A 21,734-nucleotide genomic window follows, 5' to 3' on the forward strand; every position below is an offset into this window, starting at 1 on the left:
GAAACAGAAGGAAGACACATGAGTGCCCACAAGACCCTGACGATGCGAGTCCAGGCCATGCGCTACGAAGCGCGCGGCATTGTCAGCCTCGAGCTGCAAGATCCCGACGGGGCCACGCTGCCCGAATACGGTCCGGGCGCCCATATCGACCTGCACCTCGGCAATGGCCTGGTCCGCAGCTACTCGCTGTGCGGCGCGCCGGAAGTCCGCGACCGCTACACCGTGGGTGTCCTGCAGGACCGCAACAGCCGCGGCGGCTCGCGCTACGTGCATGAGCAACTGCGCGTCGGCGCCACGCTGACCGTCAGCGCGCCGCGCAACAACTTCGAACTCGATGAAAGCGCCGCGCACACCGTGCTCGTCGCCGGCGGCATCGGCGTCACGCCGATCGTCTGCATGGCACGCCGCCTGGCCGAGCTGGGCCGTTCGTTCACGCTGCTGTACTGCGCCCGCACGCGCGCCGAAGCGGCGTTCGTCGATTCGCTGTCGGCGTATGGCGACGCGGTGCGTTTCCACTTCGACGACGAAGCCGGTGCTCCGCCCGACATGAAGGCCATGCTGGCCGGCCAGGACGCGCAGACGCACCTGTACTGCTGCGGCCCCGGCCCGATGCTCAATGCGTTCGAAGCCGCGTGCGAGGCGCACGGCTATCCGAACGTCCACATCGAACGCTTCGCCGCCGATCCGTCGACCGAGTCGGTGCAGGAAGGCGAATACGTCGTGCAGCTGTCGCGCACGGGCTCCCTCGTCAAGGTGCCGTCGGGCAAGTCGCTGCTCGACGCACTGCTCGAAGCCGGCCTGGACGTCGAGCACAGCTGCCGCGAAGGCGTGTGCGGTTCGTGCGAGACCGCTGTGCTGGAAGGCTGCCCCGACCACCGCGACAGCGTGCTCAGCAACAGCGAGCGCGCCTCCAACAAGACCATGATGGTCTGCGTGTCCGGCTGCAAGGGCAGCCGGCTGGTGCTGGACCTGTAAGTCCACGCCCGACGGCGAGGCCTGCCAGCCTCGCCGGCGCTTCACCGTGCGCCCGAGCGCGCAACCGAAGCCCTCCGTGCCGCGGCGCGATGGCTGACTGCCCCCCAAAGTATTAGAAGAGAAGCACCGTGCTGACACAGAGACAAGACACCGCGTCCCCCGGCGCGCAAATGGCGGCCAGCGCCAGTATCGTGACCGCTGCCGAAGGCGCCGCCGGCTTTGCCGACAGCCGCAGCACCAGTGCCGCAGGTAGCGCGGGTGGCGTCACACGAGGCAACATCATCGCCCGCATCGAGCGCATGCCGGGCAATGCCATGCATATCCGCGCGCGGCTGCTGATCGGCCTCGCGACATTCTTCGACGGTTTCGACGTCATCGCCATCGCGGCCACGCTGCCGCTGCTGATCGCCAAGTGGTCGCTCACGCCGGGCCAGATCGGCTTCCTGATTGCTGCGCCCTCGGTGGGCCAGCTCGTCGGCGCGCTGGTGTTCCCGGCGCTGGCCGAGCGTTTCGGCCGGCTGCGTTCGATTGGATGGAGTGCGGGCATCATCGGTTTGATGAGCATTGCGTGCGGCTTTGCGCCGTCTTTCGAGATCTTCGCAGTGCTGCGCATCGTGCAGGGTCTGGGTCTCGGCGGCGAGTTGCCGGTGGCGGCCACCTACATCAACGAAGTCACGCGTGCGCATGGCCGTGGGCGCTTCGTGCTGCTGTATGAAGTCGTGTTCCCGATCGGCCTGATGGTTTCCAACGGTGTGGGCGCCTGGCTGGTGCCGCACTACGGCTGGGAGGTGATGTACTTCCTCGGCGGCGTGCCGCTGGTGCTGTTCTTCATCCTGCGCCGCGTGGTTCCGGAGTCGCCGCGCTGGCTGGCGGAGAAGGGGCGGATGGAAGAAGCGGACAGCGCGCTGCGTGCGTTCGAAGCGCGTGCCCGCACGCCGCTGCCGCCGGTGGGCGATACCAGTGCCTTTGATGCGATGACCCATCATCCGCGTCGCCGTGTCCGTGACCTGGTCAGCAAGGCCTATATCGGCCGCACGCTGGCGGTGTGGATGCTGTGGGCAACCTGCGGGTTCATTCAGTATGGCTTGTCGACCTGGCTGCCGACGGTCTACAAGACCGTGTATCACGCACCGCTGCAACTCGCGCTGAATCTGGCTGCTGGCGCTTCAGTGCTGGGTGTGGTGGGCTCGTTGGTGTGCGCGATGATTGTGGACAAGGTTGGCCGCAAGCCGGTGATCAATGTGTCGTTCCTGCTGTGTGCGCTGTCGCTGGTGCTGGCGGGGGTGTTTCATGCGTCGAACGTCTATGTTGTGGCGACGCTGTGTGCGCTGGCTATGGGGTTCCTGGCTAGCGGGTTTATTACGGCTTATGTCTATACGCCTGAGCTGTATCCGACCAGTGTGCGGGCTATGGGGTGTGGGCTTGGTGGGGCTTGGTTGAAGCTCGCTGCCATCTTTGCTCCGTCGCTGATCGCCAGCACTATCGGCAGCGGCGATCTCAGCGGTGCGTTTCTTTCGCTGGCGGCTGTGCCGTTTTTGGCGGCGATTACGGTGCACTTTTTGGGGATTGAGACGAAGGGGCAGGTGTTGGAGGAGTTGGAGGTTTGAGTTTGTGGTTTCGTCGGCAATCTACAGGCGGGCTGTTGGTCTCACAGCGGCCCCATCTGAGACATCCGGGGAAATCGAGAGGCCGCTTCAGCCAGAAGCGGCCATGCGGAAGATGCCAGGGCGCACTTGCGTGCCGGATTCTGACAGCTGCTCATGGCAGCTTCATTGAGGGAATCGGCGTGACTGAGTTGCGGCAAGCCTTCTCGCCATTTTAGGAGCGCGAAAGCTTCGCCAGTCATCGTGGTAGCAAGCAGTGCGGTGCTTCAGCTATGGCAGATCTCGCCGGAGCCAGCCTTCTCGTTCTCTGCTTCGGAGTCGCACGCCGAAAGGGCCAGCAAACCCCGCCGCAGATCGTCGATCAGATCCTCCGTGTCCTCCAGGCCCACATGCAGACGTACTGCTTGTCCCTGGTGCGGCCACCGATGGCCGGTGCGTCCCATTCCCGGCGTGAACGGGATCACGAGGCTTTCATAGCCGCCCCACGAAACACCCAGGCCGAAATGCTCGAGAGCGTCAATGAACGCCGCGAGCGAGGCTTTAGAGTTTGTGCGCAGCACCACCGAAAAGAGGCCGCATGCGCCGGTAAAGTCGCGCTTCCACAGTGCGTGTCCCGGATGGGATGGTAAGGCGGGATGCAGGACCGCTTCGACCTGCGGCTGCAGCTCCAGCCATTGGGCGACACGCAGCCCAGATTGCCAGTGACGCTGCAATCTGACGGCCAATGTACGCAGGCCGCGCAGAGCCAGATAGATATCATCCGGGCCTGCCGTTTGACCCATGTCATGAGTGGTCTGCTTGATCAGAGGCCAGGTCTCTCGATTGCACGTCACTACGCCAAGCATTGCGTCGGAATGACCCACGATGTACTTCGTGGCGGCCTGGACCGACACGTCGACCCCATGTGCGAACGGCTTGAAGTAGAGCGGCGTCCCCCAGGTGTTGTCCATTACGACATAGGCACCGTGTCGATGCGCCGCTGCAGCAATGGCAGGAATGTCCTGGATGTCGAAGGTCTCGGAACCGGGCGATTCTACATAGACCACGCGCGTATTCGCCCGCAACAGGGCCTCGATCGGCGTGCCGCCTACCGGATCATAGGTCTCGACTTCAACGCCGAAGCGCGCCAGGACCCGCTCCAGAAAGGCGCGTGTCGGGGAATAAGCGCTGTCGGTCACGAGGACGTGGTCACCTGCCGAGAGTAAAGCTGTCAGCGCAGTACTGACCGCGGCAAGGCCGGAAGGAAAGACTAGCGATCGATATCCGCCCTCAAGACCAGCTACGGCTTCTTCGAGCGCTTGCGTAGTAGGCGTGCCATAGCGGCCATAAGTCGTTGCCCCGGGCTCTTCCGCAGCGCGCGCGCGCTTCATCTCTTCCCATTCGGCCATCGAACCTGCGAGGATGGTCGACGCCCTGAAGATCGGCGTGTTGACGACGCCGCCGAAGCGCTCCGGGTGGCGGCCGGCACAAACGAGGTGGGTGTTTTCATTCATAGCAATTCTCATGGTTAAACGATGCGGCATCGTTATTCGTGGTCGAGTGCCGCCGGGACGTTTGATATGCAGGCAGATGATTAAATGAGGACTGCCGGGAGCGCGTCGCGATAGGCAAATAGCGCCGGTGCGCCGCCGGTATGCAGGAACAGCAGCGGACCCTCACCCGCAAAGCGCTTGCGCATCACGCCGTCGAGCAGGCCAGCCATCGCTTTTCCTGTATACACGGGGTCGAGGAGGACTCCCTCCGTACGGGCCAGCAATCTGATGGCATCGAGCGCAGCCCGGTTAGGTTCGCCATAGCGGGGCAGGAAATATTCGTCCCACAGTTCGAGCCGCAGTTCCGCCGGTACTTCGATGTCGAGCAATTCCGCCGTTCCGTCGATCAGCCCTGCCACCTTGGGCGCCTGCGCCTCGACGGGCCGCGACACGGTAATACCGACGACTTGTGCGTCCGGCATTGCATGGGCGAGTGCCAACGCCAGGCCTCCGTGGGTTCCCGCACTGCCGGATGCCAGCACGACAGCCGCAAATGAAACGCCCATCGCGTCGGCTTGCTGCGCCATCTCCAGGCCGGCATGGACATATCCCAATGCGCCAAGCGGATTGGACCCGCCGATTGGGATGATGTAGGGCTGATACCCGTCGCCGCGCAGTCGTTCGGCCAGTGCTTGCAACTGGGCGTCGGCATTGTCGAGCGTGGCAACCGGTTCACCGTGCGCGTCGAACAGGTCGAGCAGCAGGCGATTACCGCTGCGCAGATAGTCGACGTCCGTGGTGTTGATTGGGTTCTCCAGCAACGCGTGGCAACGCAGTCCAAGACGGGCTGCCAAGGCGGCCGTTTGCCGGACATGATTCGACTGAATCGCGCCGGCTGTCACCAGCGTATCAGCACCTTTGCTCAAGGCGTCGGCCGCCAGAAACTCGAGCTTGCGCAGCTTGTTTCCGCCAAAGGCGAGTGGCGTGGTGTCATCGCGCTTGATGTAGACATCGCGACCGAGCATACGAGACAAGCGATCGAGTTTCTCCAGGGGGGTGACCGCGCCGACCAGTTGAAGGCGGGAAAATGAAGCAATGCGATCCGAGATTTTTTTCATGGGACTTCGGCTCTGGAGGAAATAAATCAGGTGAGACAGACGCTGTGAGGTAGCTATCGCCGACTCTAGGCTTCATGCGGGCAAGCGCGCCTTCATCAGTGCAGGATCTTCGCCAGGAATTCCTTTGCACGGGCTGACTTCGGGTCGCCAAAAAAGGCATCTTTGCCAGTGTCTTCAATAATGGAGCCGCTATCCATGAAGATCACGCGGTTGGCAACCTTCTTCGCGAACCCCATTTCATGGGTGACGCAGATCATCGTCATGCCTTCGCGAGCGAGTCCAGTCATGACGTCGAGCACCTCGTTGATCATCTCCGGGTCCAGTGCCGAAGTCGGTTCATCGAACAGCATGGCGACGGGATCCATCGACAGGGCGCGCGCGATGGCAACGCGCTGTTGCTGTCCGCCCGAAAGCTGCGCGGGAAATTTTGCGGCGTGGGCTTTCAGGCCGACGCGCTCAAGCAGTTTTAGGCCTTTTTCCCGGGCCTCGTCCTTGCCGCGCTTTAACACCTTGACCTGTGCCAGGGAAAGGTTGTCGAGAATGCTCAGGTGCGGGAACAGCTCAAAATGCTGGAACACCATGCCAACCCGTGAGCGCAGTTGCGCGAGGTTGATCTTGGGATCCCCGACGCTCACGCCGTCCACGCTGATGACGCCCTGCTGGAACGATTCGAGCCCGTTCACCGTCTTGATGAGCGTTGACTTCCCTGATCCCGACGGACCGCAGATGACCACGACCTCGCCTTTCTCTACACGCGTGCTGCATGCATCCAGCACCTTGAACTGACCGTACCATTTCGATACGCCTTCGAGAGCGATCATTGTTTCGTCTCCTGCTTGCAGATTATTGTTGTAGCGCTTCGCCTGGCAGGCGAATCAGCGTGTCACGCGCAGTGTCAGCCGCGCCTCGATGCGCCGCTGCACCCACGACAATCCTGTGCTCAGCAACCAGTAAATGGCGGCTACTGACAGGTAGAGCGGAAGCGGTTGGAAAGTCGAGGCAATGATCTCCTGCGACGATCTCAGCAACTCGGTTACGGTGATGACGGAAACCAGCGAGGTGTCCTTGATCAGGCTGATTAGCGTATTGCCGAGGCTCGGTACGGCCAGCCGCAGCGCCTGCGGGCAGACGATGTAACGCAGTGTCTGCAGGTGACTAAGCCCGAGACTGTGCGCCGCGCTCCATTGCCCGCGGCTGATACCCAGGATCGCGCCGCGCATGCTTTCCGAGAGGTAAGCGCCGGCATTGGCCGTGAGAGTAAGGATGCCGGCAGTAGTGGGTTCGAGATTGATGCCGAGATCGGGCAGACCGTAGTAGACGACAAACATCTGCACAAGCAGCGGCGTCCCCCGCATGACGCTGACATAGGCGCGTGCGATGCCACTGAGGACAGGACTGGCACTGATTCCCATGATGGCAACGACGATCCCGACCAACAGGCCGAAGATCATCGAGGCCAGGGCGAACTTCACGGTGATCGCGGCGCCCTGCAAGAGCACCGGGGAGGCATGAATAATCAGATCAAAAGGGCTCATGATGCGATCCATGGCTTTGACCGGACGCGCCCGGCCGCAACCGGACGGGCGGGCGGTCAGGCGGTCAGGCGTTGGGGTTACTGTGCGAGGGGTTGGCTGGCATCGGTGCCGAGCCACTCGATGGACAGCTTGCGCAAGGTGCCGTCCTGTTGCAGCGCAATCAGGGCGTCGTCAATGGCCTTGGCGAATTTGGGATTGCCCTTGCGGTAGGGAATACCCATTTCCAGCTTCGTGCCGGCCAGCAGCGCACCGGTACGTAGTGGCAGGTTGGCGTTCTTGATCAGGTACGGCAGCATCAGCCGATCATTGAGCGCGGCATCGATACGGCCGGCTGCGAGATCACGCAGGTTTTCCGAGGTACCCGGATAGGTCTGCACCTGGATGCCAGGCACCGATTTGGCAAGATCGGCATAGTTGCTGCCGAGCGTGACGCCAACGGATTTGCCCTTCAGCGCGTCCAACGACCCGAATTCGCGCTTGTCGTTGCTGCGTTGAAGCACCTGGACCGCGGAATAGACATAAGGCTGCGTGAAATCGAGTGCCTGCTTACGCGCCGGCGTCATGCTCACCTGATTCACGATGACGTCAAATTTGCCGGCCTGCAGGCCCGCGATGATGCCGCTCCACTCAGTGGTAATGAACTGAACTTTGAGGCCCATCTTGTCTGCCACGGCCCTGGCCACCGCGACGTCAAAGCCATCAAGCTGGCCTTGGCCATTTCGATAGCCGAACGGGGGGTACGTGCCCTCCATGCCGACCTTCAGGACGCCGCTGGCCTTGACGGTGTCCAGCAGGTCTTCAGCATGTACGGCGGGTGCGGTGAAACCGAGAACGGTCGCGAGCAGCGCGCTTTGCAACAGCGATTGCAGCAGCTTCATGCCTTGTCTCCAATGTGGTTATAGATATTGTCGAAGGGCAACATCAGTGCCAGACAGGTCCCGTGGAACGATTTACCTGATAGCTGATGGCACCTTCGCCGGCCTCGGGACCGCTGTCTCGTCGAGACAGTGGCTCGTTAAAGCCGTGAGAGAAATCGTAGTGATCAGGGAGGGGAATGAACTTTCAAAAGACGAAGGGGTAAAGCCATTTTGTGGAATATTTTTCTACTTGTGTCGAGCTATTGGCAACGACGTTCTTGATATGCGGCCTGAAGTGTAAGAAGCATCTACATCGGGCAACGGCTTCGCTATCCGCAGCCCTCGGGTCACGAGGGCCGGCGGAGAGCCGGCGCGGCATTTGGCTGTGAGCCTCTACCGCGCACGTGCTTCGCTCTGTTCCTGGCTTCAGTGGTGGCCATGAACTGACCGCTGGTGCGGCACTCAGGAAGCCGGTCGAGCTACGCCGTATTGCGACGATAGGTATCGACGGATATGGTCGGGGGAATCGATGAACTGTGTCTGGCCGTGCATGCGAATCTCGACGCTGTCGTCAACCGGCGTTCGTCCGGCTCCGAGCACCAGGACAGGGGCGGACTGGTTTGCTTCGCCGATCAACTCGACAATTGCCTGGCGCGGGCGCGGCGCATCGATGTACTCGACATCGATCTCGCTGCGCAGCTGCGGGAAGAAGCTGAGCAGCCCTTCGACAGCAATGGCATCGCCGCAATAGAAGGGGCCTTCCGAGCCTTGAAAAAAACCAGGGCGGAGCATCAGTAGCTTGTCTTTCACGTTGTCTCTCACTTTGGGTTGAAGTCAGTGGTGTACGTCGTTCCCTTCCCTTGTCGGGTCGCGAACCACCGATCCAAGGATAGGGGTGGGTAGGTAAACTCACTAGTGGCACGAACGACAATTAACGTCTGGATCATGCCAAAATGGTGGCACGGCGATTCGGGACGGTTCCTGCCTGCTGATCCTCGCTGCGGTCCTGGGTTTGCCGGTCTGGACACTTCTGAGTCGCGCGACAGCCGGGCCACGTATCCACCTCGCCAGGTGACCTCGACTGCGACCCACTAGCGATCCGTCATTCATGTCAAAGAACAAAACGCAAACCCGTGCCAACGGAGGGCTGGTAGCAGTCGTCGTCTACGACGGGCTAAGCCTGTTTGAATACGGCTGCGCCGTGGAAGTATTCGGTCTGCCCAGACCGGAAATGGGAGACGAGTGGTATCGCTTTGCGACATGTTCGGCCGAGCCTGGAACGTTGCGCGGAGTGGGCGGTATCCAGGTGCAAGCAGACGGGGGCCTTGAACTTTTATCGAAGGCCAAGACAATCATTGTTCCCGGGTGGCGCAGCATCGATGCCGTTGTGCCGCCGGAGCTTTGCGGTGCTTTGCAAAAGGCGAACAAGCGCGGAGCGAGGGTTATGTCGATCTGCACCGGTGCCTTTGTATTGGCTGCCGCAGGCTTGCTTGACGGCAAGCGGGCGACTACCCATTGGCGTCACGCGACAGCGCTTGCGGAACGGTATCCGGAAATCCGGGTAGAGGCAGATGTGCTCTACGTCGATGCTGGCGATGTCCTGACTTCGGCCGGCAGTGCGGCGGGAATCGACCTGTGCCTGCACCTGATTCGCCGGGACTTCGGGCCTCGCGCTGCCAATCAGGTCGCACGTCGGCTGGTCATGCCCCCGCACCGTGAAGGCGGTCAGGCCCAGTATATTGCCGAGCCGGTTTCGAAGCGCAGCAGCGCATCGTTGGCTCCTCTCTTGGACACGGTGCGCGCAACATTGGGGGAAGACTGGCCGATTGTCAGGATGGCAAAACAAGCCGCAATGAGTGGCCGCACCTTCCAGCGCCACTTCGTCAACATGATGGCCATGCCGCCTGGTGAGTGGTTGCTGATCGAGCGGATCAGCCGAGCCAGGGTGTTGCTCGAAGAAACCGGATTATCGATGGATGACATCGCGGTGCAGGTGGGCTTTGGTGCCGCAGCCACGTTGCGCAATCATTTTCGCACCCGGCTTGGAACAAGTCCTGGATACTACCGGCGGCGTTTCAGCGCGTCAGACGAGCACTGATTTCAACCATGGTGTGCCATTTGGGCCGACGGTAGACAAGTCTTGCCCGGAAGGGGGTAGAACCGGATAACCGCAACCGGGTACAACAGTTCGGGCAGCTTCGGGTGTTATCCCTGCAACTCGGGTGTCGCGAGCCATTCGCGTCCTTTCAGCATCCCCTGCCAGTAGAGCGGCGGCAGAATCCGCTCTTTGAGCCACCATGCCAGCCGCGAAGGCCGCGTGCCGTCGATGAGCCAGCCCGGAAAGCTCGGTGCGACCTTGCCGCCGTAGGTGAACTCGGCCAGGACGATCTTGCCGCGTTCCACGGTCAGGGGGCAGGAGCCGTAGCCGTCGTAGCGGGCTTCTCCCGTGGCCTCGCCGCGCGTGGCGAGCAGGTTGTGCGCGACGACTGGCGCCTGCTTGCGCGCCGCGGCGGCCGTCTTGGCATTGGGCATGTTGCCGGCGTCGCCTAACCCGAAGACATTGTCGAAGCGCTTGTGACGCAGCGTTGCCGGATCGGCGTCGATCCAGCCGGCGGCATCGGCCAGCGGGCTGACGCGAATGAAATCGGGCGCCTTCTGGGGCGGCACCGCGTGGAGCATGTCGAACTCGCGCTCGACCAGTTTCGGATCGCCCCCATCCGCGGCCAGGCGGAACGTTGCCCGGCGTGCGGCGCCATCCACTTTCACCAGCGTCTCGCCGAAATTCAGTGCAATGCCATAGCGCTCGACGTACTGCATCAGCGCCGGCACGTAGTCGGCCACACCGAACAGCACGTTGCCTGCATTGCAGAAATCTATGTCGACGCGATCGAGAATGCCGGCGCGGCGCCAGGCATCGGCAGACAGGTACATGGCTTTCTGCGGCGCGCCGGCGCACTTGATCGGCATGGGCGGCTGCGTGAAAAGCGCTTTGCCGCCGCCCTTGCGGGTCAACTCGCGCACGAGGTTCCAGGTGTACGGAGCGAGGTCGTAGCGGTAGTTGGAAGTCACGCCGTTGCGGCCCAGCGTTTCGGGCAGCCCTTCGATGGCGTCCCAATCCAGCTTGAGCCCTGGGCACACTATCAGTTGTTCGTACTTCACCACGCGGCACCCATCAAGGATGACAGCATTGCGCTCGGGCTCGAAGGCTGCCACGGCTGCCTTGATCCATGCCACCCCCCGCGGCAGCACCGAAGCCATGGTGCGCGCGGTATGGGCTGGCTCGAAGACGCCGCCGCCCACCAGCGTCCAGCCGGGCTGGTAGTAGTGGATGTCGGCCGGATCCACGATGGCGATATCCAGCCCCGGCTTGCGTGCCAGCAAGCTCGACGCCACGGCGATTCCCGCGGCGCCGCCGCCAATGATGACCACAGCGTGGCTGGCATCGGCAACATCGACGGGCGTGCGGCCGCCATTGGCGATGCGCCGCACGACGCCCTTTAGATCATAGCCGGCGGCCGCGGCCCGCTCGATGATGTCCGGCAGTGGCCTGATCACGGACTGCGACAGCGCCCACAGCGTCGCCGAGCGCGTGCCGGTGCGGCAGTAGGCCAATACGGGTTTCGGCAGGCTGTCCAGGAGTTGGCCGAACGCCTGAGCCTGTTCGTCGCTGACCTTGCCCGATTCCACCGGCAGGTAATGTGCCTGCAGGCCGAGCGCGGAAGCCTTGCGTTCGATTTCCTGGAAGTTTGGCTGGTCAGGGCCTTCGCCATCCGGGCGGTTGCAGATCAACGAGCGAAAGCCGAAGGCCGCCAGAGCGTGCACATCGTCTGGAACGATCTGCTGGCTGACCGAAAGATCGTTGGTGAGGGCGCGGGGTTGCATGGTCGTCTGTTCCTTGGGTCGGGTGGCTCAGAGGGCGTTGAGGGGAATCTTCAGATAGCGCACGCCGTTGTCCTCGGGCGGAGGCAATTCGCCCGCACGCATGTTCACCTGGACCGAAGGCAGTATCAGGGTCGGCATGGAAAGCGTGGCGTCGCGCGCCTGGCGCATGGCGACGAATTCCTCTTCGCTGATTCCGTTACGCACGTGGATGTTGTTCTCGCGCTCATCCGCGACCGTCGTCATGTATTTCATTTCCCTGCCGCCCGGCTGGTAGTCGTGGCACATGTACAGGCGAGTGTCTTGTGGAAGGCTTAACACCTTGTTGATGGAACGGTAGAGCGTGCGCGCGTCGCCGCCGGGGAAGTCGCACCGGGCAGTGCCGTAATCCGGCATGAACAGGGTGTCGCCGACGAATGCGGCGGTATCGTTGCCGTCGCTGACCACATAAGTCATGCATGCCGGCGTATGCCCCGGCGTGTGCATGGCGCGCATTTGCAGTCCGCCGATGTTGAAGGTATCGCCGTCGTTCAGCAGGCGGTCAAACTGATGCCCGTCGCGCGCGAAGTCTGCACCACTGTTGAAAAGCTTGCCGAAGACCTGCTGCACGGTGGTGATATGGCTGCCGATGGCGGTCTGACCGCCGAGCCTGCGCTTGAGGTAGGGGGCGGCAGACAGGTGGTCCGCATGCACATGGGTCTCCACGATCCACTGCACGGTGGCGTGCAGCGACTGCACGCGCTCGACAAGGCGGTCCGCACTGGCGGTGCGTGTGCGGCCGGATTTGGGATCGTAGTCGAGCACGCTGTCGATCAATGCGCATTGCAGCGTGGCGCGATCCAGTACGAGGTAACTGAGCGTAGAGGTATCGGGATCGAAGAAGGCTTCGATCTCCATTTGCGAGGGGCTTGGCATGGTCGGTGTCATGTGTGTCTATCCGTGGTTAGCAGAGCGTTGCGATTCACCACTCAAAACTCGTGCCAATGCCAATTCGATCTCCAAGTGATTGATTTTTTGCGGATTTTTTAGCACGACAGTCAATCCGGCTGCCGCGGGGCATAGCGTGGCGCTGCCACTTGGCAGTGCTGGCACAATTTGGCAGAATGGCGCGCCGCCTACGCCGTCCCCAACTTAGCCCCCAAGCCCCCGATGGATCGCAAAGCCACTCTCCAGGCACTCCTGTCCTACCTGGAGCAGGAAAACCAGCCGATGATCGTCCTCGATACGGACTACCGCATCCTGGCTGCCAACACTGCCTACCGCCGGCAGTTCGGCGCTGTCGACCGACCCTATCTGGGCCAGCATTGCTACCGGATTTCGCATGGCTATGACGTACCGTGCGACCAGGCGGGCGAGCATTGCCCGATGCGCAAGGCGTTCGAGACTCGGGGCCCGGACCGCGTCCTGCATATCCATCACACGCCGCGTGGCCCGGAACATGTGAATGTCGAACTGCGCCCGATCCTCGATGAGGACCAGCAGGTCGTTGCCTATGTCGAGCGCCTCAGCACAGTGCGCAGCGCATCGGCCCGCGCGAGCGCGGAAGGGCTGGTCGGCCGCTCCGAGGCATTCAATACTGCGCTGGAGGCCGTGCAACGGGTGGCGCCTTCCTCGCTGCCGGTCCTGTTGCTTGGCGAATCCGGCACCGGCAAGGAAATGTTTGCACGCGCTGTGCACGAGGCCAGCAGCCGCGCCGGCGGGCCGTTCGTCGTGGTGGACTGCTCCGGCCTCACCGAGGCCCTGTTCGAGAGCGAACTCTTCGGATACGAAAAAGGCGCGTTCACGGGGGCCATCGCGCGCAAGCCGGGTCTGGTTGAAACCGCCGATGGCGGCACGCTATTCCTCGATGAAATGGGCGACGTACCGCTGTCGATGCAGGTCAAATTGCTGCGCCTGATCGAATCGGGGACCTACCGCCGCGTGGGTAGCGTGGAAACGCGGCGGGCGGACTTCCGGCTGGTCGCGGCCACGCACAAGCCACTGGACGAGATGGTCAGTCAAGGGCTGTTCCGGCAGGACCTGTACTTCCGTATTGCCGCGTTCCCGATTCACCTGCCGGCCCTGCGCGAGCGGCTCGACGATATTCCGCTGCTTGCGGAGTCGATCCTGCAGCGCGGGGGCGGGGCCGGGGACCAGCTCCACCTCAGCGCCGAAGCGCTGGCGCGGATGCGTGCGTATCACTGGCCCGGCAACATCCGCGAGTTGCGCAACGTGCTCGATCGCGCCCGCCTGTACGCCGATGACGGCGTCATCCGTGCCAAGGATCTCCCGCCGGGGCTCGTGGAAACGGGCATGGCGCCGGTCACCAGGCCGGGCCCGGCAGACGGCTGGAGAACCGACGACGAGGCGCTGCGCGAGCGGGTCCGTCAGTTCCGGGGCACACGGCGCGACCTCGCCCAAGCCCTCGGCATGAGCGAGCGCACGCTCTACCGGCGGCTACGGGACCTGGGCATCCGCTGATTCGCCGATCTGGCAGCGCCGTCGCTTGACTGCCAGATCGCTGCCATTCACTGCCGCCGCTGGCAGCGGTGACATCCGCCTGACAGCCGGAGCTGTCCTCCACTTGCATGCGCTCGCGGTGCAAGTCTTTGTTTTGCCGGCCTTTTTGATCAACGCGCCACGATGGCACGGAACTTGTTTATGTGTCGGCATGAACCCTTCGGATTAAAACGGGCACTGGTTCGCGGTGTCGGCTTTGTTCCCGTGCATGCCATGGCGCGGCCGCTCTCGGCTGTGTGAGTGCGGGGGGGGGCTGTGCGACGGCACTGGCCGCGTGCCTGGCGGTGCAATTCACGTAGCCGCCCCATCTTGATGGAATGACAGATGCAAGACATTGTTGCCACCAGCGCTGCACTGGGCGCTGTTGTGGGCCTCATCCTCGCGCTCACGGGCGCGGGCGGCGCCATTCTTGCCGTGCCGCTGTTGCTCTTTGTCCTGCGCCTGAGCGTGGCGGAGGCAGCGCCGGTCGCCTTGCTGGCGGTAGGCTTGTCGGCAGCCGTCGGCGCAATGCTTGGACTCCGTGCCGGCGTCGTGCGCTACCGCGCCGCATTACTCATGGCGGTGTCCGGCACGCTATTCTCGCCAATTGGGCTGTGGTTTGCCCATCGCCTGCCCAACGGTCCGCTGACGCTGCTCTTTGCCGCCGTGCTGGCGTTGGTGGCATGGCGGATGTTCCGGCAGGCAGCGGGGAGCAAGGTGCCGCAAGCAGCCGAAGCCGCCCCGTCCATGCAGCCTTGCCGGCTCGACAACCAAACTGGACGCTTTGTCTGGACAGCCTTGTGCACGCGTGCCTTGGCGCTGTCCGGCGCAGGCGCAGGCTTTCTGTCGGGGCTGCTTGGTGTCGGTGGCGGCTTTGTCATCGTACCCGCCTTGAAGAAGGCCACCAATGCGCCGCTGCATACCATTGTCGCGACATCTCTGGCGGTTATCACGCTGGTGTCGGCTTCCGGTGTCATCACGACCGCCATTGCCGGACGCATGGATTGGCAGGTCGGTGTGCCGTTCGCCGCCGGTGCCATGCTGGCGATGCTGGGTGGCCGACTGCTCGCGAGCCGGCTGAGCGGCGCAAGGCTGCAGCAAGGTTTTGCTGTGGTGGCAGGCCTGATCGCTATCGGCATGGTGGCGAAGGTGGTGATGGCAAGCTGAACGTCAGGGTGAAATCCCGCGCCTCGCTACGGAGTCGGACGCCGTGTTGGTGGCAAGCCAACAAGCGCTGACGCACTGCCGAGCCTCTGCAAAGCCTCGCTCGCCCCGCTTGCAGACCGGATCGGCGAAGTCGGCGAGGGATCGAAGCCGCGGCAGCCTAACCACCGCCGGTCTGAAGGGCGTCCGCCAAGAACGCCCCTATCCCTGTCCCTTCAACAGCTTCCTCAACCCCAGATACACCGCCCGCCGCTCCTCGGGCGCCAACTGCCGAATCACCTCCGCCTGACCGCGTCGCGCGAGCGGCATTACCTCGTCATGCAGGGCAATCCCGGCATCCGTCACGCTGCAGATGAGTTTCTTGCGCGGCGTATTCCCCTCCGTTTCCAGATGCACCAGCCCGCGCTCTTCCAGTAGCCGCAGCGTGCGGCTGACCAGCGCCTTGTCGGAGGTGGACTGCACCACGAGCTCGGAGAACGGCAAGGTCCGCGCGTGCGCCAGCAGCGCCAGGATGCGCCACTCCGGCACGGTCAGGCCGAATTGCTCGGCATAGGGCTGCGTCACCGTGCTCCGCAGTCGCGTGATGAGCTGGCTGAGCATGGTGGTCAGGAAGTTGTCCACCGTCAGGCCGTTGCCGGCCTCGTCCAGGTCGGTCCAGGGGCTGTCGTCTGCGGGGGAGGGCGGCTGAGCCTGCTGGCCAGTTGCGGGCCCGGTGTTTCGGGTCATGAATTCCTTCCGATTGAGGCGGTTCGAGGACGCTTCGCGGCGCCGGAGCAGGCGCCCAGGCGGCGTGAAGGGCGCCAGATTGTCTCATAGGCGGACGCCGTGGCCGCGGGATACGGCGCCTTCGTCATATTAGTTTTGAAAAACATAACTCATCCATTGTCAATTAGGGGTTAACGTAAGTTGAGTCATCAACAAACGCGACCTAGCATATCTGTGTGTTCCTGATGTGAACATACGTTTTACTAATGAAACACTCGCAGAGGTGTTTTCCATCGAGCCAACCCTGTCTTCGCGTTGAGCACAACCGACCCGACTCCCGCCGCGAAGCGCCCCCACAGGAGCTGTTGATGAAACGAGACCGCCGACTTTTCCTTGCTGCCACTGCCATGGCAGCGCTGGCGCTTGCTGCGGGCAGCACGGCCGCTGCCGCTGCCTATCCGACCAAGACCGTGACCATGGTGGTCGCCTATCCGCCGGGCGGCGATACGGACGCCATGGCGCGCTTGTATGCCGACAAGCTGTCGGCCCGCCTCAAGCAGCCGGTGATCGTGGAGAACCGGCCCGGCGCGGCAGGCGTGGTCGGGACTTCCTTCGTGAGCCGTGCGCCGGCCGACGGCTACACGCTGCTCTATACGCCGAACCCGTTCACGCTCGCGCCGATGGTGCTCAAGCTCGCGCCGGCATCCAGCTATGACCCGCTGCATGGCTTCACACCCGTGATCCAGACCGCGGTGCAGGCGGTGCTGCTGGTGGCCAACCCGGCGGCCGGCGTCAAGACGGTGCCGGAGATGATCGCCGCGGCCAAGGCGGGCAAGAACTTCACCTACGGCAGCCCGGGTGCCGGTTCGCCGATGCACATCGCCGGCGAGATGCTGAACCGTGCCGCGGGCGTGAAGATCCAGCACGTGCCGTACAAGGGTGTGGCGCCGGCCGTCAATGACGTGGTGGCCGGCCATGTGAGCTTCGCGTACGTGACGCTGGGTCCGGTCGCGCAGTACATCAACACCGGCAAGCTGATTCCGCTGGCGATCACCGACGCCAAGCGCTCGGCGCTGCTGCCCAATGTGCCGACGCTGGCGGAGCTTGGCTACAAGGACGTGGTGGTCGGCGCCTGGCACGGCGTGATGGCGCCCAAGGGCACGCCCGCCGAGGTGGTGAAGGTCCTCAACGAGCAGCTCAATGAAGTGATCAGGCTGCCGGACGTCACCGAGAAGATGGCCACGTTCGGCGCGATTCCGGTCGGCGGTGCGCCCTCGGCGCTCGACAAGGTCAATGCTTCGGACTATGAGCGCCTGGGCAGGGTGATCCGCGACATGGGCATCTCGGCGGAATGACGCAAGGCGCAGCAGATCCATGCAACACAAGACGCAGGAGGCGGGCATGAGCGAGTCCATCGTGGGAGCGTCCACGCCGCAGGTGACCGCGCGGGAGAAGGTCATGGGACGCGCGCAGTATGCCGGCGATATCAAGCTACCCGGCATGCTGCATGCGAAGGTGCTGCGCAGCCCGCACCCGCATGCGCGCATCGTCAGCATCGATACCGCGGCGGCGAAGGCGCTGCCCGGTGTCAAGCTGGTGGTGACCGGGCGCGATACGCCCACGCGCCTGTGGGGGCCGCACCGCAAGGAGCAGCGCATCCTCGCTGTCGGCGTGGTGCGCCACGTCGGCGAGGAAGTGGCGGCCGTGGTCGCGGTCAGCGAGGAAATCGCGCGCGATGCGCTCGACCTGATCCGCGTCGCGTACGAGGAACTGCCTGCGCTGCTGAGCCCCGAGGCTGCCCTGGCCGACGGGGCGCCGGAAGTCCATGCCGGCACGCGCAATATCGGCCATGAGATGCATATCGAGCGCGGCGACGTGGAGGCCGGTTTTGCCGAGGCCGCCGCGGTGTACGAGGCCACGTACGACATGCATTCGCAGTACCCGGGCTATCTGGAGCCGATGGCCTCCGTCGCGACGCAGGACGGCAACGGGCGCCTGACGGTGTACGCGTCGACGCAGTCGGTGTTCCTCGCGCGCAGCCGCCTGGCAGAGGCGCTCGACCGTCCGGCCTCGACAATCCGCGTGGTGCAGGCGACTACGGGCGGCGGCTTCGGCGCGAAGATCGTCGAGGAGAACAACAGCCTGATCTGCGCGTTCCTGGCGACGAAGCTCGATCGCCCGGTGCGGATGGTCAACAACCGCCTCGAAGATTTCCAGGGCGCGCGCGCAAGCGTGCCGGCAAAGGTGTGGCTGCGCATCGGCCTGTCGGCCAACGGCATGATCGTGGCCAAGGATGTCCGTATCACGGCCGAGTGCGGCGCGTATGCGGGCCTGGCCGGCGACGTCATGCACGTCAGCGCCATGCGCAGCGACAACATGCATCGCGTGACCAACGTGCGATCGCATGCGGTGCTCGCGTACACCAACAACCCGCCGCGAGGTGCATTCCGCGGCTTCGGTGGGCAACAGATGCAGTTCCCGCTGAACTGCCATCTGACGGTGCTGGCAGGGATGATCGGCATGGACCCGATTGAGGTGCACAAGCGCAATGCGATCGGCCGCGGCGAGACCAGCGTGCATGGCTGGCAGATCGGCAGCACGGGCATGCAGGAATGCCTGGAGATGACGCGCAAGGCAATCGGCTGGGATGCGAAGCGAGAGGCCCCGCGTGGCACCGGCACGCGCCGGCGCGGCGTGGGCATCGCCGCCGCGATGCACGTCAGCGGCAACCGCACGCTCGGCAACTGGGATGGCTCGACCATCCTGCTCAAGCTCAATGAAGATGGCCGCGTGATGCTGCAGACCAGCGAATGCGACATGGGGCAGGGCGCCAACACGATGCTGAGTCAGATCTGCGCGCAGGAGATGGGCATTCCGCTGTCGCACGTGACCGTGATGGCGCCGGATACCGATACCTCGCCGTTCTGCCTGGGCTCGCTGGCGTCGCGCGTGACGATCATCTCGGGCAATGCCGTGCTGCGTGCTGCGCGCGAAGCGAAGCAGAAGGTGATGGCGCTGGCGGCCGAGAAGTTCGGCGTGGATGCGGACAGCCTGGTGTTTGCCGATGGCCGCATCAGCGTGCCGGGCCAGCCGGACAAGTCGGCCACGCTCGCTGAAATCGCACGGCTCCATATCTTCCGCCATGGCGGCGAGGGCATCCATGTGCGCGCCACCTATGACGCGCCCACCGTGATGCACGACGCCAACTACTACGGCAACATTGCGCCCGCCTATTCGTTCGCGGCGCAGGCGGTGGAAGTGGAGGTCGATACCTGCACGGGCCGCGTGACCGTGATCGACAGCTTTGTCGCCGATGACTGCGGCAAGGCCATCAACCCGCTCGCGGTGCACGGCCAGACGCACGGTGCCACGGTGCAGGCAATCGGCTGGACGCTCTACGAGCACCTGCGCTACGAAGACGGCCGGCTGCAGAACGGCAACTTCGCCGACTACACCATGGCCACGGCCGATGCGCTGCCGATGCTGCGCACCGACCTCGTCGAGTCGAACGATCCCAATGGCCCGTTCGGCGCCAAGGGCGCAAGCGAGACGGCAATCCTGCCCGGCGCGGCGGCGATTGCCAACGCGGTGTATCACGCGGTCGGTGTGCGCATCCATTCGCTGCCGATCACGCCCGAGAAGGTGCTGGCCGCATTGCGCGAGCGCGAAGAGATGGAGAAGGAGAGCGCCCATGCGTGATTTCGAATTCCTGGAGCCGGCTACGGTCGGCGAAGCCAGCCGCATGCTGGCCGACCTCGGGGACAACTGCCGCGCGTATGCGGGCGGCACGGCGCTGATGCTTGGTATGCGCCAGCGCATGGTGACACCGAGCCATGTGGTCTATCTCGGCGGGCTCGATGCGCTGCGCGGCATCACGTTCGATCCGAAGCAGGGACTGCGCATCGGTGCGCTGACCCTGCATGCGGAAGTCGCGCGTTCGCCGATCGTGCAGGCGCATTACCCGATGCTGGCGAGCATGGCTTCGCGCGTGGCGAATCCGCAGGTGCGTAATCAGGGGACGATCGGCGGCAACCTTTGCTATGCCGATCCGGCCACCGATCCGCCCGGCTGCCTGATGGCGCTCGGTGCGCAGATCGTGCTGAGCGGCCCGGGCGGCGAGCGTGTGCTGGCGATCGAGGATTTCCTCGTCGATTACTACGTCACCGCACTGACGCCGGGCGAGATCGTGACCGAGATCCGCTTGCCTGCGCCGGCGGCCGGCGCGGATGGACGCTACGCGCGCTTCCTGCGCACGGCCGCGGAACACCGGCCGCTCGCCAGCGTGGCGCTGTCGGTGCGGCGCGAGGGCGGCTTCTGCGTGGAGGCGCGTCTAGCGGTCGGTGCCTCCACGCCCATCCCGGCGCGCCTGCACCGCGCCGAGTCGCTGCTGTCCGGCAAGACCGTGACTGCGGAGCTGGCGGCCGAGGCTGCCGACATCGTCGCCGCCGACATCAACGCGGTATCGGACATGCGCGGCACGGAGGATTTCCGCCGCCATATCGTGCGCACGGTCGCACGCCGCACCATCGCCGATCTGTTCGGCGTGGCCGCGGACTGAGGAGTCGCCATGAACAAAGTCACCATCGATGTCACCGTCAACGGTGAAGAACATACCGTCGAGGTCCCCGCACGGCGCATGCTGTCCGACCTGCTGCGCGACGACCTGAACTTGACCGGCACCAAGCGCGGCTGCGAAACCGGCATCTGCGGCGCCTGCACGGTGCTGGTGGATGGCGAGGCCGTCAAGTCCTGCCTGATGCTGGCCGCGCAGGTGCGTGGCCGCCACGTGATGACCGTCGAAGGCCTGGCCGCAGACGGCGATCTGCATCCGCTGCAGCAGTGCTTCATGGAGTGCGGCGGGCTGCAGTGTGGCTACTGCACGCCGGGCTTCCTGATGACGTCGTGCGCGCTGCTGGCCAACAACCCCAACCCAACGGAAGAGGAAGTCCGCCACGGCCTGAACGGCAACCTGTGCCGCTGCACGGGCTATGTCGGCATCGTCGAATCCATCCTGTCCGCCGCGGAGAAAATGCGTGGAAATTGAAAAGACCCTGGTCACCGCGGTGCCGCCGGCACGCGTGTGGGAACTGATGCTTGACCCGAACGTGATGGGCGCCTGCGTGCCCGGCATGGAATCGATCGAGGTCATCAGCGATGTCGAGTACATCGCGCATATGGCGGTGAAGATCGCGTTCATCAACGCACGCTTCCGCCTGCATACGAAAATCGTCGAGACGCGCGCGCCGCACTACCTGCGTACCGAAGGCACCGGCGAGGATGCCTCGGTGGCGAGTTCGCTGCGCCAGACGAGCGAGATGTTCCTGACGGAGCAGGAGGACGGTTCCACGCAGTTGCGTATCAAGGTGCAGGTCGATGTGCTGGGCCGGCTCGGTACCTTCGGCCTGAGCGTGATGAAGACCAAGGCTGACCGGATGTGGGACGAGTTCGGCGCCAACCTGCTCGCGCGGTTGTCGCCGCAGGCCGGGCAGGCCGTGGCGGCAGCGGTTCCGGCTGCGACGCCGGCCGCAACGGCACCTGCTGCCATGCCGGCGGCGGCGCCTGCATCGGTCGCCGCGCACAACGGACACGCGGCGAGCGCGCCGGTCTGGAACGGTAACGGCCACGGCGGTGGCAACGGCGGCTTCCTGTCGCGGCTGTTCGGGCGTGCGCCGGTGCAGCGCGGTCCGGTCTCGGACATCTGCGTGGAACTGCGCCGTCGCGACGAGACCATCGTCGTGCGCTGGCCGGCCCAGCATGGCGAGCAGTGCGCCGCCTGGCTGCGGGACTATCTGAAGTAAGGGTGGGGGAACGTGTGGCGACGGGCGGACAACCCGTCGCCATGCGGGGTTTGTCGACGTGACGGGTACCCGACGGGGCTCAGGCGTGATATATGGGACAGTTACGGATGCATGCGGCAGTGGAAAACCGCACCGCAAGGCACCCGAAG

At 64.0% G+C, this 21,734-nt stretch carries 19 protein-coding genes; 10 read left to right on the forward strand and 9 right to left on the reverse strand.

Going from position 1 to position 21,734, the window contains the following annotated elements:
- The first annotated feature begins 18 nt into the window (after nucleotides 1-18).
- Both ACIGJG_RS18470 and ACIGJG_RS18475 read left to right on the forward strand, forming a co-directional pair.
- Complete coding sequence (locus ACIGJG_RS18470; RefSeq protein ID WP_483673721.1) at nucleotides 19-975, forward strand: PDR/VanB family oxidoreductase; 957 nt, start codon at nucleotides 19-21, stop codon at nucleotides 973-975.
- A gap of 170 nt (nucleotides 976-1,145) precedes the next feature.
- Complete coding sequence (locus ACIGJG_RS18475; protein WP_181184470.1) at nucleotides 1,146-2,582, forward strand: MFS transporter; 1,437 nt, start codon at nucleotides 1,146-1,148, stop codon at nucleotides 2,580-2,582.
- A gap of 263 nt (nucleotides 2,583-2,845) precedes the next feature.
- On the opposite strand, the gene metC is transcribed toward ACIGJG_RS18475, so the two are convergent.
- From metC to ACIGJG_RS18505, 6 genes are all read right to left on the reverse strand, one after another.
- Complete coding sequence (gene metC / locus ACIGJG_RS18480; RefSeq protein ID WP_483673722.1) at nucleotides 2,846-4,072, reverse strand: cystathionine beta-lyase; 1,227 nt, start codon at nucleotides 4,070-4,072, stop codon at nucleotides 2,846-2,848.
- An 80-nt stretch (nucleotides 4,073-4,152) separates the two neighbouring features.
- Nucleotides 4,153-5,169: a D-cysteine desulfhydrase gene (locus tag ACIGJG_RS18485; protein WP_483673723.1), complete on the reverse strand. Its 1,017-nt coding sequence runs from the start codon at nucleotides 5,167-5,169 to the stop codon at nucleotides 4,153-4,155.
- A 95-nt stretch (nucleotides 5,170-5,264) separates the two neighbouring features.
- Nucleotides 5,265-5,990 (reverse strand): amino acid ABC transporter ATP-binding protein, encoded by a 726-nt coding sequence (locus tag ACIGJG_RS18490; RefSeq protein ID WP_011299708.1) that lies wholly within the window; start codon nucleotides 5,988-5,990, stop codon nucleotides 5,265-5,267.
- Between the two features lie 54 nt (nucleotides 5,991-6,044).
- Nucleotides 6,045-6,704, reverse strand: coding sequence for an amino acid ABC transporter permease (locus ACIGJG_RS18495; RefSeq protein ID WP_041680114.1), 660 nt, complete (start codon nucleotides 6,702-6,704; stop codon nucleotides 6,045-6,047).
- A 77-nt stretch (nucleotides 6,705-6,781) separates the two neighbouring features.
- Nucleotides 6,782-7,582 (reverse strand): transporter substrate-binding domain-containing protein, encoded by an 801-nt coding sequence (locus ACIGJG_RS18500; protein WP_011299710.1) that lies wholly within the window; start codon nucleotides 7,580-7,582, stop codon nucleotides 6,782-6,784.
- Between the two features lie 441 nt (nucleotides 7,583-8,023).
- Nucleotides 8,024-8,371 (reverse strand): DUF3088 domain-containing protein, encoded by a 348-nt coding sequence (locus tag ACIGJG_RS18505; RefSeq protein WP_011299711.1) that lies wholly within the window; start codon nucleotides 8,369-8,371, stop codon nucleotides 8,024-8,026.
- A gap of 298 nt (nucleotides 8,372-8,669) precedes the next feature.
- On the opposite strand from ACIGJG_RS18505, the gene ftrA reads away from it, so the two are divergent.
- A complete protein-coding gene (gene ftrA / locus ACIGJG_RS18510; RefSeq protein ID WP_140951000.1) occupies nucleotides 8,670-9,659 on the forward strand; it encodes a transcriptional regulator FtrA in 990 nt (329 codons plus the stop codon).
- Nucleotides 9,660-9,766: 107 nt separating this feature from the next.
- Here ftrA and ACIGJG_RS18515 read toward each other — a convergent pair whose 3' ends face one another.
- On the reverse strand, nucleotides 9,767-11,443 hold the full coding sequence (locus ACIGJG_RS18515; protein WP_483673724.1) for a bifunctional protein tyrosine phosphatase family protein/NAD(P)/FAD-dependent oxidoreductase: 1,677 nt from the start codon (nucleotides 11,441-11,443) through the stop codon (nucleotides 9,767-9,769).
- A gap of 27 nt (nucleotides 11,444-11,470) precedes the next feature.
- The gene (locus ACIGJG_RS18520) at nucleotides 11,471-12,367 is read right to left on the reverse strand and encodes an MBL fold metallo-hydrolase (protein WP_011299714.1); all 897 of its coding nucleotides are present in this window, start codon (nucleotides 12,365-12,367) and stop codon (nucleotides 11,471-11,473) included.
- A 222-nt stretch (nucleotides 12,368-12,589) separates the two neighbouring features.
- On the opposite strand from ACIGJG_RS18520, the gene fisR reads away from it, so the two are divergent.
- Complete coding sequence (gene fisR / locus ACIGJG_RS18525) at nucleotides 12,590-13,900, forward strand: sigma 54-dependent transcription regulator FisR (protein WP_011299715.1); 1,311 nt, start codon at nucleotides 12,590-12,592, stop codon at nucleotides 13,898-13,900.
- Nucleotides 13,901-14,263: 363 nt separating this feature from the next.
- Nucleotides 14,264-15,085 (forward strand): sulfite exporter TauE/SafE family protein, encoded by an 822-nt coding sequence (locus ACIGJG_RS18530; protein ID WP_483673726.1) that lies wholly within the window; start codon nucleotides 14,264-14,266, stop codon nucleotides 15,083-15,085.
- A gap of 198 nt (nucleotides 15,086-15,283) precedes the next feature.
- Here the strand turns inward: ACIGJG_RS18530 and ACIGJG_RS18535 are convergent, their stop codons facing one another.
- A complete protein-coding gene (locus ACIGJG_RS18535; RefSeq protein WP_011299717.1) occupies nucleotides 15,284-15,808 on the reverse strand; it encodes a MarR family winged helix-turn-helix transcriptional regulator in 525 nt (174 codons plus the stop codon).
- A 347-nt stretch (nucleotides 15,809-16,155) separates the two neighbouring features.
- Here ACIGJG_RS18535 and ACIGJG_RS18540 point away from each other — a divergent pair, with 347 nt between their 5' ends.
- From ACIGJG_RS18540 to ACIGJG_RS18560, 5 genes are read left to right on the forward strand one after another with little or no spacing between them, the layout of a single operon-like run.
- Nucleotides 16,156-17,142 carry a Bug family tripartite tricarboxylate transporter substrate binding protein gene (locus ACIGJG_RS18540; protein ID WP_011299718.1) on the forward strand — a complete coding sequence of 329 codons (987 nt, stop codon included), beginning with the start codon at nucleotides 16,156-16,158 and terminating at the stop codon, nucleotides 17,140-17,142.
- 46 nt (nucleotides 17,143-17,188) lie between these two features.
- Nucleotides 17,189-19,486 (forward strand): xanthine dehydrogenase family protein molybdopterin-binding subunit, encoded by a 2,298-nt coding sequence (locus ACIGJG_RS18545; protein ID WP_220630483.1) that lies wholly within the window; start codon nucleotides 17,189-17,191, stop codon nucleotides 19,484-19,486.
- The gene (locus ACIGJG_RS18550) at nucleotides 19,479-20,345 is read left to right on the forward strand and encodes an FAD binding domain-containing protein (RefSeq protein WP_483673727.1); all 867 of its coding nucleotides are present in this window, start codon (nucleotides 19,479-19,481) and stop codon (nucleotides 20,343-20,345) included. The genes ACIGJG_RS18545 and ACIGJG_RS18550 overlap by 8 nt, the downstream gene beginning before the upstream one ends.
- A gap of 9 nt (nucleotides 20,346-20,354) precedes the next feature.
- On the forward strand, nucleotides 20,355-20,831 hold the full coding sequence (locus ACIGJG_RS18555; RefSeq protein WP_483673728.1) for a (2Fe-2S)-binding protein: 477 nt from the start codon (nucleotides 20,355-20,357) through the stop codon (nucleotides 20,829-20,831).
- Entirely contained in the window at nucleotides 20,821-21,585 is a 765-nt protein-coding gene (locus ACIGJG_RS18560) for an SRPBCC family protein (protein ID WP_011299722.1), read from the forward strand. Before ACIGJG_RS18555 ends, ACIGJG_RS18560 begins: the two co-directional genes overlap by 11 nt.
- Nucleotides 21,586-21,734: the final 149 nt, after the last annotated feature.

This window comes from Cupriavidus sp. C1SS-2L, assembly GCF_057073735.1.